Origin of the sequence: Thioalkalicoccus limnaeus, assembly GCF_041197575.1 — a bacterium.
GTDB classification, from domain to species: Bacteria; Pseudomonadota; Gammaproteobacteria; order Chromatiales; family Chromatiaceae; genus Thioalkalicoccus; species Thioalkalicoccus limnaeus.
Window position 1 is genome coordinate 1 of the sequence record NZ_JBDKXB010000034.1, and the last position, 15,350, is coordinate 15,350.

Sequence of the window (15,350 nt, forward strand, 5' to 3'; positions counted from 1 at the left end):
CGACTACGAACAAGATCTTGGCGACCCTGCCTTCTGAGGAATTCGGACGCGTGGTGCCGATGTTCGAGCGCGCCAGCCACGCGTTTGGCGACCGGCTCCAGGAACCTGCCGAGGTGATTAGCCGCGTTTACTTTCCCAACGAGGGACTGCTGGTGTCCTTGCGAAGCCCGATGGGATGCGAGAAGGGTGTCGAGATCGCGATGGTCGGTTCCGAAGGGCTGATCGGATTGCCTGTCGCGTTGGGGTTTGGCCGCTCTCCCGTGCGTGCCCTGGTGCAGGGCGCCGGCTCGGCCCTGTCGATGGAGTCGGCGCGCTTTCAGGGGCTTCTGGATGCCTGCCCGGAACTGCGACGCGAAGTGGCGCGTTATACCTGGTGCCTGATCGCTCAGCTAACGCAGGGTGTTGCCTGTAACCACTTCCTTACGATCGAGGGGCGCTTGGCGCGTTGGCTGCTGATGGCGACCGATCGACTCTACACGGATTCGCTATGTTTCACCCAGGAATGGTTAGCGAGTCTGCTGGGCGTGCGTCGGGTTGGCGTCACGCTGGCGGCTGGAAATTTGCAGCGGCGAGGACTGATTCGCTATCGTCACGGACACATCCGGATCCAGGATCGTGCCGGACTTCAGGCTTTGGTCGCGGATTGCTATCGAAAGCCTGCCGATGACCTGGGCGGATTTCCAGAGGAGTGAACGGCTCCGGAGGGTAGACCATAGCCGGGCAGCTTCTGCGAAAACCCGTGCAACGCCTCGATGCCGCTCGCCTCGGCGTGCCGGCGCCACTCTTCAAGCTGCTCGACCAGCTGATCTTTCGATATCGCGGAGCGGCGCCAAAGGTCGGTGAGGTCCCGGCGCATCGCGTACAGCTTGCGCAGTACCGGGCTGGCATCCAGCACCCGTTCCAAGACCAACCGCTCCGGTGCCGGCAGGTTCTCCGCTCCCCGCTGCAACCCATGCTGGATCGCTCGGAGGGCCTTCGACTCGCGCAGCCCAAGCATCGCGGCAATGCGCCGTTGGCGAATCTCGTTCCGGGCCGTGCGCTTCAGGCTCTTGGCGAACCGGGCCAACACCGCGTAGCGATGGGTGATGACGGCTTGCAGGGTTTCGGTATCGCAGCGCTGCTTGGTCGGATCGAAATGGATCTTGGGTGCCACGCGGCGTACCCTCGCCAGACCCAATGTCTCGAGAAGGCGGATGTAGAGCCAGCCGAGATCGAATTCCCACCACTGGGTGGACAGTTTGGCGGAGGTGGCGTAGGCGTGGTGGTTGTTGTGCAGTTCCTCGCCGCCGACCAGGATGCCCCAGGGCAGGATGTTTCTGGATGTGTCATTCGGTGCGAAGCGGCGATAGCCCCAATAATGACCGATGCCATTGATCACCCCCGCGGCGAAGAGGGGGATCCACAGCATCTGCACCGCCCAGATGGTGAGCCCGATTGGGCCGAACAGGATCAGATCGATTGTCAGCATCAGGCCGATGCCAAGCCGGCTGTGCCGCGCGTAGAGGTGGCGCTCGAGCCAGTCGTCGGGGGTGCCGCGGCCGTACTGGTCCAGCGTCGCGGTGACGCTGGCTTCCTGGCGATAGAGATCGACGCCGTCGAATAGTACCTTGCCGATCCCATGGACCTGCGGGCTGTGCGGGTCTTCCGGTGTCTCGCACTTGGCGTGATGTTTGCGGTGGATCGCGACCCATTCCCGCGTGATGGTTCCGGTGGTGAGCCACAGCCAAGCGCGGAAGAAATGGCTGGCGATCGGGTGCAGATCCAGCGCGTGATGGGCCTGGTGCCGGTGCAGGAAGATGGTGACCGATGCGATGGTCACATGGGTCAAGCCAAGGATGACCAACACAACGCCCCACCAGGGCAGGTCAATGATGGCGAGTGGCATGATCGGCGTCCAGGTCGTAAGCCAAGAATAGGCGGGTCGCAAGGTCGCTCTTCGTCGTCGAAGGCCGTTTGGTTGGGGGCGGCCCGGCTCTGCTCGCGGGGCGGGTTTCGTCGATGAGCGCGGCCAGTCGATCCAGCAAACCCAAGGCTTCCTGTCGCAGTGCTTGCTCGGCCTGCCGCATCTCGGCCAACGATGACTGTAGCACCGCAGCCAGTCTCGGGTCGCGGTCGATGGCGGTGTTCAGCAGGGCCAAACCGATTCGGCTACTCTGGAACTCCTCGCACGCGCCCAAAAGGGTCGAGAGGCGTCCTGCCCAGTCCATTTCCAACCGCGTGTCCGCCGCTCGCCCGGTGCGGCGTCGACCGAATCTAGAGCGATTCTGGATCATGGTCCGGCCTCCTCGTTTTAGTGACTGCGGAATGAACAGGGTCTCCAGGTGCGGTAACGGACTTGTGATGGGTTGGCGCGAACCGGTCGCCCCCTTTGGCTGGCCTCGTGACCGAAATCGCTCTCAGCGCGGCATGGCGCCGGATGTGTCATGAGGGGGCCAATAGAAGGACCGCTCCGCCGCCCCGTGCGCCGGCACGGTAACGGGTCGGGCCTGGACTTGGCCAGCCGCGTCGACGGTCAGGTTGTAGCGACCCGGCGGGAGGCGGGCGTAGAACCAGGGGCCCTTGGATGTGGCCGTGAGCCGTGTCATGCCCGAGGCATCATCGATCCGCACCTGGATGTCGGACAGATACTCCCCCGAACCCTCGACGGCGAACAGCAGCCGCAGGTTGTACTCGGACTTGATCCGCGCGAGCTCCTCGCGCTCGGAAACACCGATCCCGCCGCTGACATAGGGGTGTCCCTCAGGTGTCGATTTGCGATCGAGGATCGCCCCGAGCGTTGCGGCGTCCGTCTCGGACGCCAGCTGCTGCTCGCCAGGCACCGACTGTTCTTCGGGCAGGAGGGTTCCCTCGGGCAGAACAGTGCCCTTGGGGGCGATGACCCATTCGGTCTGGACCTCTGTCTCCGCCACGGCGAGCTGGGCGAGCGCGAGCATGGACGCGCCGACGATGCAGGTCGCGATGGGCGGCAACAATCGGCTTGTTTTGATTCCTTGTGTCATAGTCGCCTCCAAGTTTAGGCACGGTGTTGAGAATTCTCTCGAGGCGTCCTTTCCGTACAGCGATCGAATCCGACTAGAAGAGCGATGTTTGCGCCGTTTCGTCCTCGGACATCCAAGTCAATTGAAGACGGCAGGGACCCGGCCCACACGGGCTCCGCGACGCCTCAAGGGCCCCTGTCGGGTGCTGCAGGGTTTCTCTAGCCCCGGACCAGCAGATTACGCAGATCGATGATCGCCGAATTCGCGCGGGAGATGTAAGACGCCATGATCAGCGAGTGATTGGCCATGGGTCCGAAGCCGGTACCGTTGAGGATCAGCGGGCTCCAGATCGTCTTCTGCGTATTCTCCAGCTCGCGGATGATCTGTTGGAGGGATACCGTCGCGTTCTTGTCGTCGAGTATCGATGCGAAGTCGATTTCGATAGCCTTCAGGCTGTGCAGCAGTGCCCAGGTGTAGCCGCGTGCCTCGAAAAACACGTCGTCGATCTCCAGCCAGGGCGTCTTGGTCACCTGTTCTTCAGGGACCGGCGTCGATTGCACGGCACTCGGTTCGCCGGCGAGTGCTATATCGAGATGAGCCTGGCCGGTCGCCTGGGAGAGCAGCTGGGCATGGCTGCCTAGCCGATTTGCGACCACGCCAAGATAGGTGGTCAGGTTGTCCGCGCGGGCGTAGAATTGCCCGTCGTCATCCCGCTCGTCATAGAGTCGTTCGAGATAACTCTTAAGAGCCTTGATCCCGTCCCGATATTGCGATTCGGTGGTCGGCAGGATCCAGGATTGCGAGTCGAAATTGAACTTGGGCTCGGCGATCTGCAGGTCGGGATCTTCCGCGGACTGGGTCTGGGCCCGGCTGAATTCGTTGCGCATGGCACGGGTCAGGTCCCGCAACTCGGTCAAGGCACCGAATTCCCAGTTCGGAATGTTATCCAGGTAGACCCCCGGCGGGAAGATGTCATTGCTCAGATAGCCGCCAGGTTTCTCGAGCAGGGTCTGGGCGATCCCGATGGCCGCTGCCGTGGTCATGGTGCCCGTTACCAGGTTCTCCGGGGCGCCTCCGACCAGAGTCAGTGCGTGGTCCCGCACGTCGAACTGGCCGGGCGAACGGGACCAGACGATACCCAGGATGATGACGATCACCAGGTAAGTGGTCAGGAAGAGCCCGGCGGTCCACCACAGTCCCTTCTCTTTCCAGGTCCGGGGGTGGTAGACCTTGGCGACCTTGGCGACCGTCTTGGTCAGTGGTGGTGATCTTGATGCTGGTGCCGCGTCCATTTCAACCTCCTATAATGCACTAATGCACATGGTGAAAATGTTGCTATTCCGAACCTTCCACGACGAGTTCGCTTTCGACCGATCTCACGCCGTCGAGGTCATGGGCGATCTCCAGGATTCTGTCGAGGCTTTGCTGCGAGTCGACGACCCCGCTGAGATTCACAGTGCCATTCGTCGTGGTCACGCTGATCTGGAGTACCTCGAGCAAGGGGTCGGCGAGTATCTCCGCCTTGACCTTGGCCGTAATCATGGCGTCGTCTAGATACTGACCAGTCCTATCGGCCTTCTCGCCGAGCGTGTCCTTAGCACCCTCCATCTTCGCCCCGGTCTCCTCCGCCGCTTGGTCGATCTTCTGCCCGGTCCTTTCAGCAGGCCCCTCTTGTTGACATCCCGCCGTTGCGAATGCGAGGGCGAGTGTCAGAGAGGCGATAAGCGAAACACGCGTGGACGAATTCATGACGTCGTTTCCTCGGTAGATTGAAAGGTCTTCTAACGGCCTTGTCTTAAGGAGCTCACGGCTAGATCCTGCCCACCAGGAGGAGAATCAGCAAGACAACGACCGCCAGCCCGATCGCGCCGCTGGGTGTATAACCCCAGGCTCGGCTGTGGGGCCAGGTCGGGAGTACGCCTACCAGAATCAGGATCAGAACGATCAGCAGGATTGTGCCGAGTGACATGTTCGTACCCCTGTCATTGATATGACGTTGATGATAAAGCTATTTTCGATGCAATCGCTCCTGCTCTGTCGATCGGCATTGGCTTTCCGGCTGTGGGCAGGGCTATCGACTGGTCAAGGGTTGGGTGAAACCTGCCCTGGTCGGGAGCGAAAGGCGCCGCTCGTTGGGGCGAGCGGCGCGGCCGCATGCGCCTGTATCTCAGATCCGGAAATGGATCAGGTCAGTTGTTGTGGGCCTCCTTCCAGTCCGAGACCTCGTTGGTCTTTTCCCATTCAATGACCTGTTTTTCGGCCTCTTCCTGCGCGATCCCATACTTGGCCTGGATATGGCCGACGAGCATGTCCCTTTTGCCGGCGATCTTGTCCAGCTCGTCGTCGGTCAATCCACCCCATGTCTCCTTGACCTTGCCCTTGAATTGCTTCCAGTTACCCTCGACTTGATTCCAGTTCATCGTTGGTGCCTCTTCGGTTGATCAGAGCCGGTGGCTTGCGCCGAGCTCCGGGTTCCCGTCTCGTTGGCCTGCCCGTTCGGGCCGGATCCAGGGACGGGGATTGCCCTGCATCTGTCGTGGATGCATCCGCGTTTCGCTTCGCTTCGGCGCTTGGGCTCGCAGCGTCAGTCCGGATGGGATGAACCCGACAGTGGCGACAGTTTCACACTTCATCGGCCGCCCGTTCTGTGCGGTAGCGTACGTAGGGCGATCTTTTCGCGTCTTGCGGCCATTTTCTTATCGCGCTCGCGACCCCTCCCGCTTTATGTGCGATGGCGTACAGACGACGTGAAGGCCGCTGTAGTCTTCTAGCACTCGATTGATCTCTGCGAGATTGATCTGGCGTGGCCTCGAGCGATCGCAGGCCGCCGCGCAATGTCGAAATGCTCCCGCCACGAATCTGCTTTGACAGGAGACAGGAGAAAGGTCATGCCGTTAATCAATTTAGTCGTCACCCTGGTGGTTGTCGGAGTCCTGCTGTGGTTGATCAACAACTACCTGCCGATGGACGCTACGATCAAAAAGATCTTGAATGTCGTCGTGATCATCGTTGTCATCCTATGGCTGTTGACTGCGTTTGGGGTGTTGGGAAACATGTCGGCGATTCGCGTCGGTTAGTCGCGGGCACGATTCGTCCTATACGTCACAGGAGAGTGATATGAGCGGGTGGAAGATTCTCGCGATCGCGCTGATCCTGTCTGGGGTATTGGGCCTGGCCTATGGCGGTTTCAGTTATACGAAAGAGGCTCAAGAGGCCAGGAGCGATCCGCTTGAACTGACGGTGGAAGAGCGGCAGGCGGCCATCATTTGGTTCTGACCCGAGGTGGCCGCGATCGCGGCCGGCACGCTTCTGCTGTTCGTGCCAAGGGAAGGCGGGCGGGGTCCTGGAAAGATAAGGCTCTGGGCCATTCCGCAGGGCGCGGAGTGGCCAGGAGAATTCTGGTTCACTTCGTTTGTGGCCGCTTGAGCGACGAAGAATGCGGGGTATTCCGCCCCGCCGTAAGGGCACCTTGAATTTTTCAAGGTGCCCTTAAGACCCGGTATCCAGGCCACCGTGGCTGGCGCATGAGGTGCGGCGAAACCTGGGACGGCCACTCTGGAGGTGGATTGATATGGCCATTCGCGAAGCCCTGCTCGACATGAGGAACTATCTCCTTGGCAAAGACACTCGTCGACGAGAAGGCATCGTCGATAAGCCACCGATCCGCTCGGAGCTGTTCAGTGCCGTCCAGATGGAGCAGCGGGGCAGGCGTCTCGCCACGTCACATCCGTTGCTGCTTGGCTCCGGTCCGGATCGACTTCTCGATCGGCTCACCGAGAATGAACGGATTCTGATCGGCGTATCGCAGCTGCTGGTGACGGCCATCGGTGAGAACCGCCGGATCGTGCCGGCCGGGGAATGGCTGCTCGATAACTTCTATCTGATCGAAGAACAGATTAGCACCGCCAAGCGGCACCTGCCAAAGGGCTATAGCCGGGCACTGCCGCGTCTGCGGGGCGGTTCATCGGCTGGTTTGCCGCGGGTCTACGACATCGCCCTGGAGATCATCGCCCACGGCGATGGCCGGGTGGACTCGGAGAATCTCAGTCGTTTCGTCGCGGCCTATCAGCGGGTAACCCCCCTCGATCTGGGCGAATTGTGGGCGATTCCGATCATGCTGCGCCTGGCCTTGATCGAGAATCTCCGCCGCGTTGCGGACCAGGTTGCCGCCACCCGAACCGATCAGAATCTGGCTGATCGGTGGGCCGACGAAATGACGGAAATGGTCGAGCGCGACCCGAAAAGTCTGATCCTGACGATCGCCGACATGGCCCGATCGGACCCTCCGATGTCGAGCTGCTTCGTGGCAGAGATGGCCCGCCGTCTGCAAGGCCAGAGTCCTGCATTGGCCCTGCCGTTGAACTGGATCGAGCAACAGCTCGCCGAGTCGGGCCTAACGATCGAGCAACTGGTGCAGATGGAGAATCAGCAGCAGGCGGCGGATCAGGTGTCCATCGGTAACAGCATCGGCAGTCTGCGTTTCCTGGGGGCGACCGATTGGCGCGCGTTCGTCGAGTCGATGAGCCTGGTCGAGCAGGTCTTGCGCGAGGATCCGGCCGGGATTTACGACAAGATGGCGTTTGCCACCCGGGATCGTTATCGGCACGTGGTGGAGAAGATTGCAAAGAAGGGACGCCGGCCCGAGGCCGAGGTGGCCCGACATGCGATAGAGCTGGCCCAGGAAGGAGCCCAGGAAGGTGCCCAGGAAAGGATCTCGGTTGAAGCCCAAGACGAGGGCCGAGCGGACGCTCAGCGGCACTCAGCGGCCCCGGCCAATGCGGCCCGCGCAGCGCATGTAGGGTTTTATCTGATTGATCATGGACTCCCGCGGCTGGAGCGCCGGGTTAAGGTCGGCTCGCGACGGACGCTGGGGAGCCAGGCGCCCCAAGCGACTCTGCTCGCGTATCTGGGCGCGATTGCCATGCTTGTGGGTCTCTTCACCTGGGGCCTGTTGGCCATGGTCGAGGCCCAGGGTGTATCGGGGTGGGCGCTCCTGCCGCTGGGCGTCGTCGCGGCACTGGGCAGCAGCCATCTGGCCGTGGCCTTGGTGAACTGGCTGGCGACGCTATTGGCCAGGCCCCAACCGCTGCCGCGCATGGATCTGGCCGAGGGCATCCCACCGGAGGCGCGCACCCTGGTGGTGACGCCGACGTTGCTCACCAGCGCTCAGGGTGTCGAGGATCTGGTCGAGGCGCTCGAGGTCCGCTTCCTGGCCAATCGGGACGACAACCTGCACTTTGGCCTGCTGACCGATCTGGGCGACGCCCCGACGCCGACGCGGGGGGAGGACGCGGCACTGGTGCAACTGGCCGTGCAACGGATCGCGGCGCTGAACGACAAGTATCCACGGTCCGACGGAGACGCCTTCTTCCTGTTCCATCGTCCTCGGTTGTGGAATGCGGCGGAGGGTGTCTGGATGGGCTACGAGCGCAAGCGGGGCAAACTGGCCGATCTCAACGCGCTGCTGCGCGGCAAGGCCGGGGAACGCTTCTCGCGGATCGTTGGCGACACGGCCATCCTGCTCGGTATCCGCTACGTGATCACGCTCGACACCGACACCCAGCTCCCGCGCGATGCAGCGCGGGAGCTGGTCGGCACCATGATCCACCCGCTGAATCGGGCGCACTACGACGAGCGCCGGCAGCGGGTTGACGTGGGCTACGGGATCCTGCAGCCGCGCGTCGCCGCGAGCCTGCCCGGTGCCAACCGGTCACGGTACGCGCGGCTGCACAGCAGAGATGCGGGCATCGACCCCTATACACAAACGGTATCTGACGTTTACCAGGATTGGTTTCAGGAAGGATCCTTCATCGGGAAGGGGATTTACGATGTCGATGCCTTCGAGCAGGCCCTCGACGGGCGCTTCCCCGAGAACCAGATCCTCAGTCACGACCTGCTCGAGGGGTGCTATGCCCGCTCGGGGCTGCTGAGCGATGTCCGGCTGTACGAGGACCATCCGGTCTGCTATGGCGCGGACGTGAGCCGACGGTACCGCTGGATCCGCGGGGATTGGCAGATCGCGCGGTGGCTGCTGCCGTGGGTCGCCGATCGTGACGGCGTCAAGCGGCCGAATCCGCTCTCGGGGCTGTCGCGCTGGAAGCTTGCGGACAACCTGCGGCGCAGCCTGGCGCCCGCCGCCGTGACCCTGCTGTTCGTGCTGGGCTGGATGCTGCTGCCATCGGTCTGGCTCTGGACCCTGGCGGTGCTTGGCATCGTCCTGATCCCGGCGTTGGCAACGGCACTCCTGAATTCCTTGGGCAAGCCCGGCGATATCGGCTGGCGCGCCCATCTGGCATCGGCGGCCCGTGCGGCCGGCCACCAATTGACGCAGGCGACCTTCACGGTTGCCTGCCTTCCCTACGAAGCCTTCTTCAGCCTGGATGCGGCGTTTCGAACGGTGTGGCGGATGCGGATTACCCATCGGCGCCTGCTCGAGTGGACCTCCTCGGGCGATTTCCAGCGCCAGCACCACGATCTCATCGGTTTCTATCGGATGATGCTCATCGCCCCGGCGCTCGCTTTGTTCACGGCCTTGGGGTTGGCGATGGTCAATCCGGCCGCGCTGGCGGTGGCGGCGCCGATCCTGCTGCTATGGCTGGGATCCCCGGCGATCGCCTGGTGGCTGAGCCGCCCGCTGAGCGAAACCCCGGTGCGGCTGAGCGCCGATCAGGACCTCTTTCTGCGCCATCTGGCCCGCAAGACCTGGGGCTTTTTCGAGACCTACGTCCGCCCCGAGGACCAATGGCTGCCGCCGGACAACGTGCAGGATCACCCGGTGGCCAGGGTCGCGCATCGTACCTCGCCAACCAATATGGGACTGTCGCTGCTGGCGAATCTGGCCGCCTACGACTTCGGCTACCTGCCGGCTGGGCGACTCGTCGAACGCACGGCCGGAGCGCTGGACAGCATGGCCGGTCTGGAACGGTATCGCGGCCACTTTTACAACTGGTACGACACCCGGTCGCGCCAGCCGTTGCCGCCGCACTATATCTCCTCGGTCGACAGCGGCAATCTCGCCGGCCATCTGCTGACCCTGCAGCCCGGCTTGCTCGCGCTGGCCGACGCGCCGATCCTGGGGCCGCGCTGGTTGGAGGGGATCCGCGATACCTGCGGGATCCTGGTCGACGTGCTCGCCGAGGCCATGCCGGCCTCGCTCACGCGGTTTCAGAGGACCCTGGACTCGGCCATCGAGGGGCGCCCGACCACGCTGGCGGCGGCCCACGAGTGCCTCGCGGCCCTATCGAGCCAGGCCGAGGAGGGGGCTCGCGGCCTGCCTGGGAAGGCGGGCGGCGACGCGAGCCACTGGGCCCAGGCTCTGGCCCGGCAATGCCGCGACATGCTGGATGAGATGCTGTTTCTCGCCCCCTGGCTGGCCTTGCCGGCAATGGCGCGCGAGGAGCACCCCGCCCTGGAACGGCTCGACGCCGGCTTGACCCTGAACCAGTTGGCCCGCCTGCCAGGGCAGGCATCGCCAGTCGCGGGGCCACGGCCAGGCTCGGCCATGACCACCGAGGCGTGCGATGGAGGCGTCATGCCCGGTCAGCACCTCCAGCTCGCCAGCCGCCGCGCCCACGAACGGATCGCCGCGCTCGAAGACCTGGCCCGGCAGGCTGGGGATCTGGCGCGGATGGATTACGGCTTCCTGTACGATGAGACACGCCATCTGTTGGCCATCGGCTACGACGTCGGCGAGCGGCGGCTGGATACCAGCTACTACGATCTGCTCGCCTCGGAGGCGCGCCTGGCCAGCTTCGTCGCGATCGCCCAAGGCCAGTTGCCGCAGGAGGGTTGGTTTGCCCTGGGGCGCTTGCTGACGATCGCCACCGGTGCGCCAACGCTTCTATCATGGAGCGGCTCCATGTTCGAGTACCTGATGCCGCTTCTGGTGATGCCGACCTACGAGCACACCCTGCTCGATCAGACCTATCGCACGGCCGTGGCGCGACAGATCGAGTACGGGCGACTGCGCGGCGTGCCCTGGGGCGTGTCGGAATCCGGCTACAATGGCGTCGACGTGCAGCTCAACTACCAGTACCGCGCCTTCGGGGTGCCGGGTCTGGGGCTCAAGCGTGGCCTGGCCGAGGATCTGGTCGTCGCCCCCTATGCCTCGGCGCTCGCGTTGATGGTGACGCCCGAGGCGGCGTGCCGTAATTTGCAGCGCCTGGCCGCGGCCGGGCTGGCCGGCCGCTTCGGCCTCTTCGAGGCCATTGACTACACGCCCAGCCGGCTGCCCCGCGGACAGTCGAGCGCGGTGGTGCAGTCGTTCATGGCCCATCATCAGGGCATGAGCCTCCTGTCGCTGAACTATCTGCTGCTGGACCGTCCGATGCCGCGGCGCTTCGCTGCCGCGCCCCGGTTCCAGGCGACCCTGTTGCTGCTCCAGGAGCGCATTCCGAAGACCCCGGCTTTCTATTGGCATGCCGCCGCCGAGCACACCGACTTTCGCGCGATATCCAGCGATCAGCAGCCGCCGGTGCGCATCTACAGCACGCCCAACACCCCCATCCCCGAGGTACAGTTGCTGTCGAATGGCCGCTACCATGTGATGGTGACCAACGCGGGCGGCGGCTACAGCCGCTGGAAGGATCTGGCCATTACCCGCTGGCGCGAAGACACCACCCGTGATGCCTGGGGCGCCTTCTGCTATCTCCGCGACTTGGATAGCGGCGCGGTCTGGTCGACCGCCTATCAACCGACGACCCGATCGCCGGACCATTTCGAGGCGATCTTCTCGGAGGGTCGCGCCGAGTTCCGCCGTCGCGACCACGAGATCGATGCCCACACCGAGATCGCCGTCTCGCCGGAGGATGACATCGAGCTGCGCCGGGTGCGGCTCACGAACCGCGGCCGCAAGCCCCGGGTCATCGAGGTCACCAGCTACGCCGAGGTCGTGCTTGCCGCGCCGGCGGCGGATGCGAGCCATCCGGCCTTCAGCAACCTCTTCGTTCAGACCGAGTGTCTTCAGCCGCATCCGGTGATTCTCTGTACCCGCCGGCCCCGTTCCCAGGGTGATGCTTCGCCCTGGATGTTTCATCTGTCGGTGGTGCGCGGGGCGGATGGCGGACCGGTGTCCTATGAGACCGACCGGATGCGGTTCATCGGGCGCGGCCGCACCGTCGCGGACCCACTGGCGTTGCGCGAGGAGGGGGCCCTTTCGGGCAGCGAGGGCTCGGTCCTCGACCCGATTGTCGCCATCCGCTCCAGGATTCGGATCGATCCCGATCGATCCGCGACAATCGACCTGATCTCGGGCATCGGCGATACCCGCGAGATCGCCGTGGGCCTGGCCGAGAAGTATCAGGACCAGCCGATGGCGGATCGGGTTTTTGATTTGGCCTGGACCCACAGCCAGGTGGTGCTGCGCCAGCTCAATGCCACACGGGCCGACGTCCAGCTCTACGGCCGGCTGGCCAGCTCGATCCTCTACACGAACGCCTCGCTGCGCGCCGGGGCGGGCGTGCTCGGCCAGAACCGCCGCGGACAATCGGGGCTCTGGAGCCATGCGGTGTCCGGCGATGTGCCGATCGTGCTGCTGCGGATCAGCGACCCGGCCAACATCGAACTGGTCCGCCAGCTCGTGCAGGCCCATGCCTATTGGCGTCTGAAGGGGCTCACCGTGGATCTGGTGATCTGGAACGAGGATCATGCCGGCTACCGGCAACTGCTCCACGATCAGATCCTGGGGCTGATCGCCGCCGGCGTCGGCGCGCACGTGGTGGATCGACCCGGCGGCATCTTCATCCGGCCGGCGGATCAGATCTCCGACGAGGACCGCATCCTGTTCCAGACGGTGGCGCGGGTCATCCTCAGCGACAGCCAAGGGACGTTGGCGGAGCAGCTCAACCGGCGACGCCCGTCGGAGTCGCGCGCGCCGCGTTTCAGGCCAACCGGAAACCGCCGCGTCGAGCCCACCGGGCCGGCGCGGCCAAGGCCGGATCTCGTCTTCGACAACGGACTTGGCGGCTTCACCCCCGATGGTCGGGAATACGTGATCATTCTGGCCCCCGGCCAGGCGACGCCCGCGCCATGGGTGAATGTCCTCGCGAATCCGTCTTTCGGGACCGTCGTCTCGGAGAACGGGATGGCCTACACCTGGAGCGAGAACGCCCATGAGTTCCGCCTGACCCCCTGGCACAATGATGCGGTGACCGACGCGAGTGGCGAGGCCTTTTATCTGCGCGACGAAGAGAGCGGTCAATTCTGGTCGCCCACGCCATTGCCGGCGCGCGGCGCGACGCCCTATGTCTGTCGGCACGGTTTTGGTTACAGCGTCTTCGAGCACACGGAAGCAGGAATCCGCTCGGAGCTGTGGGTCTACGTCGCCGTGGATGCCCCAATCAAGTTCTCCGTGCTGAAGGTGCGTAATCTGTCGGGACAGACGCGCCGGTTGTCCGTGACCGGCTACGTGGAGTGGGTGCTCGGCGATTTGCGACCGAAATCGGCCCAGCACGTCATCACCGAGATCGACGCGGCCAGCGGCGCCCTGTTCGCACGCAATCCGTACAACACCGAGTTTGCGTCCCAGATAGGCTTTTTCGACGTCGATGACCCGGGGCGCACCGTTTCCGGCGACCGGGCCGAGTTCCTCGGGCGTAACGGGGCGCTACGCCATCCGGCCGCGATGAATCGGGCGCGGCTGTCGGGCAACGTCGGAGCGGCGATGGATGCCTGTGGTGCGCTCCAGGTGGACCTGGATCTTGACCCTGGACAGGAGTGTGAGATCGTCTTCAGGCTCGGCGTTGTTGGTCGCCGCGGCACCGATGACGCCGCCCGCCTGGTGAATGGCTGTCGTGGCTCCGCCGCGGCCCGGGCGGCCCTCGATGCAGTCCGGCAGCATTGGGGCCGTACGTTGGGTGCGGTGCAGGTAGCCACCCCCGATCCAGCGCTCGATATCCTCGCCAACGGCTGGCTGCCGTACCAGATCCTAGCCTGTCGTATGTGGGCCCGCAGCGGCTACTACCAGTCCGGGGGCGCGTTCGGTTTCCGCGACCAGCTGCAGGATGCGATGGCCCTCGTTCACGCCGAGCCCGGGCTGCTGCGCGAACACCTGCTGCGCTGCGCGAGCCGTCAGTTCGCCGCTGGCGACGTCCAGCACTGGTGGCATCCGCCATCGGGGCGCGGCGTGCGGACACGTTGCTCGGACGACTACCTGTGGCTGCCGTTGGCGACCGGTCGCTATGTCCTGGCCACCGGCGACACCAGCGTGCTGGACGAGCTGGTCCGCTTCCTGGAGGGGCGTCCGGTCAATGCCGAGGAGGATGCCTATTACGACCAGCCTGGTCAGTCCGAGGAATCGGCGAGTCTCTACCAGCATTGCGTGCGCGCCATCCAGCACGGGCTTCGATTCGGCGATCATGGCCTGCCGCTGATCGGCTCCGGCGACTGGAACGACGGTATGGATCGGGTGGGGAGGGAGGGTCGCGGCGAGAGCATCTGGCTGGGCTTCTTCCTCTACGAGGTCCTGCGGCGCTTCGCCGAGATCGCGCGCATGCAGGGCGATGTGGCCTTCGTCGAGCGGTGCCAGGAGGAGGCGGCCCGGGTGCGCGAGAACATCGAGCGGCATGGCTGGGATGGCGGCTGGTATCGGCGCGCCTATTTCGACGATGGGACGCCGTTGGGTGCGGCGAGCAACGTCGAATGTCAGATCGATTCCATTGCCCAGAGCTGGTCGGTGCTCTCCGGGGCCGGCGATCCCGCGCGCGCGCGGATGGCGATGGATGCGCTCGATGCGCGCCTGGTGCGTCGCGATCTAGGGCTGATTCAGCTGCTGGATCCGCCCTTCGATACCTCCGACTTGGATCCTGGCTACATCAAGGGCTATGTTCCCGGTGTGCGCGAAAATGGCGGTCAGTATACCCATGCCGCCATCTGGGCGGCGATGGCGTTCGCGCAGCTGGGCGACAGTCGGCGGGCCTGGGAGCTCTTCTCGATGATGAATCCGCTCACCCATGGGCGATCGCCGGAGGGCGTGGCGACCTACCGGGTGGAGCCCTATGTCGTCGCGGCCGACGTCTACGCGCTGTCGCCGCATCAGGGTCGCGGTGGCTGGAGCTGGTACACCGGTTCTGCCGGATGGATGTACCGGCTGATCCTGGAATCGCTATTGGGGCTGCGACTGGAGAGGGGCGCCCTGCATGTCGCGCCGTGCCTGCCCGCGGATTGGGACGGATTCCGATTGGCGTATCGCTACCGGGAGACGCTGTACCAGATCATCGTGACCCGGGCGGCTGGTGGGCCAGGGTCGACCCGCGTGACGGTGGACGGCATCGCGCGGGATGACTCAGCGATCCCGTTGGTGGACGACCGACGGGAGCATGAGGTAGCCTTCTTTGTTTTTCCGTAGCGGTCGGGACAGGCCGTTCGCCTCACATT

11 protein-coding genes are annotated in these 15,350 nt (G+C 64.3%); 4 read left to right on the forward strand and 7 right to left on the reverse strand.

Annotated elements, in window-relative coordinates:
* A partial coding sequence (locus tag ABC977_RS16265; protein WP_369668333.1) for a Crp/Fnr family transcriptional regulator occupies positions 1-692 on the forward strand: 692 nt, incomplete at its 5' end.
* Here the strand turns inward: ABC977_RS16265 and ABC977_RS16270 are convergent.
* From ABC977_RS16270 to ABC977_RS16300, 7 genes are all read right to left on the reverse strand, one after another.
* On the reverse strand, positions 647-1,885 hold the full coding sequence (locus ABC977_RS16270; RefSeq protein WP_369668334.1) for a DesA family fatty acid desaturase: 1,239 nt from the start codon (positions 1,883-1,885) through the stop codon (positions 647-649). The two genes, ABC977_RS16265 and ABC977_RS16270, sit on opposite strands and share 46 nt — an antisense overlap.
* Positions 1,866-2,273, reverse strand: a complete 408-nt coding sequence (locus ABC977_RS16275) for a hypothetical protein (RefSeq protein WP_369668335.1) — start codon at positions 2,271-2,273, stop codon at positions 1,866-1,868. Before ABC977_RS16275 ends, ABC977_RS16270 begins: the two co-directional genes overlap by 20 nt.
* Positions 2,274-2,396: 123 nt before the next feature.
* Positions 2,397-2,999, reverse strand: a complete 603-nt coding sequence (locus ABC977_RS16280; protein WP_369668336.1) for a carboxypeptidase regulatory-like domain-containing protein — start codon at positions 2,997-2,999, stop codon at positions 2,397-2,399.
* Between the two features lie 197 nt (positions 3,000-3,196).
* Complete coding sequence (locus ABC977_RS16285; RefSeq protein WP_369668337.1) at positions 3,197-4,270, reverse strand: DUF2333 family protein; 1,074 nt, start codon at positions 4,268-4,270, stop codon at positions 3,197-3,199.
* Positions 4,271-4,313: 43 nt separating this feature from the next.
* Entirely contained in the window at positions 4,314-4,727 is a 414-nt protein-coding gene (locus ABC977_RS16290) for a BON domain-containing protein (RefSeq protein ID WP_369668338.1), read from the reverse strand.
* Positions 4,728-4,788: 61 nt separating this feature from the next.
* Entirely contained in the window at positions 4,789-4,947 is a 159-nt protein-coding gene (locus ABC977_RS16295) for a DUF3309 family protein (protein ID WP_369668339.1), read from the reverse strand.
* A gap of 220 nt (positions 4,948-5,167) precedes the next feature.
* Positions 5,168-5,398 carry a CsbD family protein gene (locus tag ABC977_RS16300; RefSeq protein WP_369668340.1) on the reverse strand — a complete coding sequence of 77 codons (231 nt, stop codon included), beginning with the start codon at positions 5,396-5,398 and terminating at the stop codon, positions 5,168-5,170.
* A gap of 468 nt (positions 5,399-5,866) precedes the next feature.
* On the opposite strand from ABC977_RS16300, the gene ABC977_RS16305 reads away from it, so the two are divergent.
* From ABC977_RS16305 to ABC977_RS16315, 3 genes are all read left to right on the forward strand, one after another.
* Entirely contained in the window at positions 5,867-6,055 is a 189-nt protein-coding gene (locus ABC977_RS16305; RefSeq protein ID WP_369668341.1) for a Thivi_2564 family membrane protein, read from the forward strand.
* A 40-nt stretch (positions 6,056-6,095) separates the two neighbouring features.
* A complete protein-coding gene (locus ABC977_RS16310; protein WP_369668342.1) occupies positions 6,096-6,254 on the forward strand; it encodes a hypothetical protein in 159 nt (52 codons plus the stop codon).
* A gap of 295 nt (positions 6,255-6,549) precedes the next feature.
* A complete protein-coding gene (locus ABC977_RS16315; RefSeq protein ID WP_369668343.1) occupies positions 6,550-15,321 on the forward strand; it encodes a glycoside hydrolase family 94 protein in 8,772 nt (2,923 codons plus the stop codon).
* Positions 15,322-15,350: the final 29 nt, after the last annotated feature.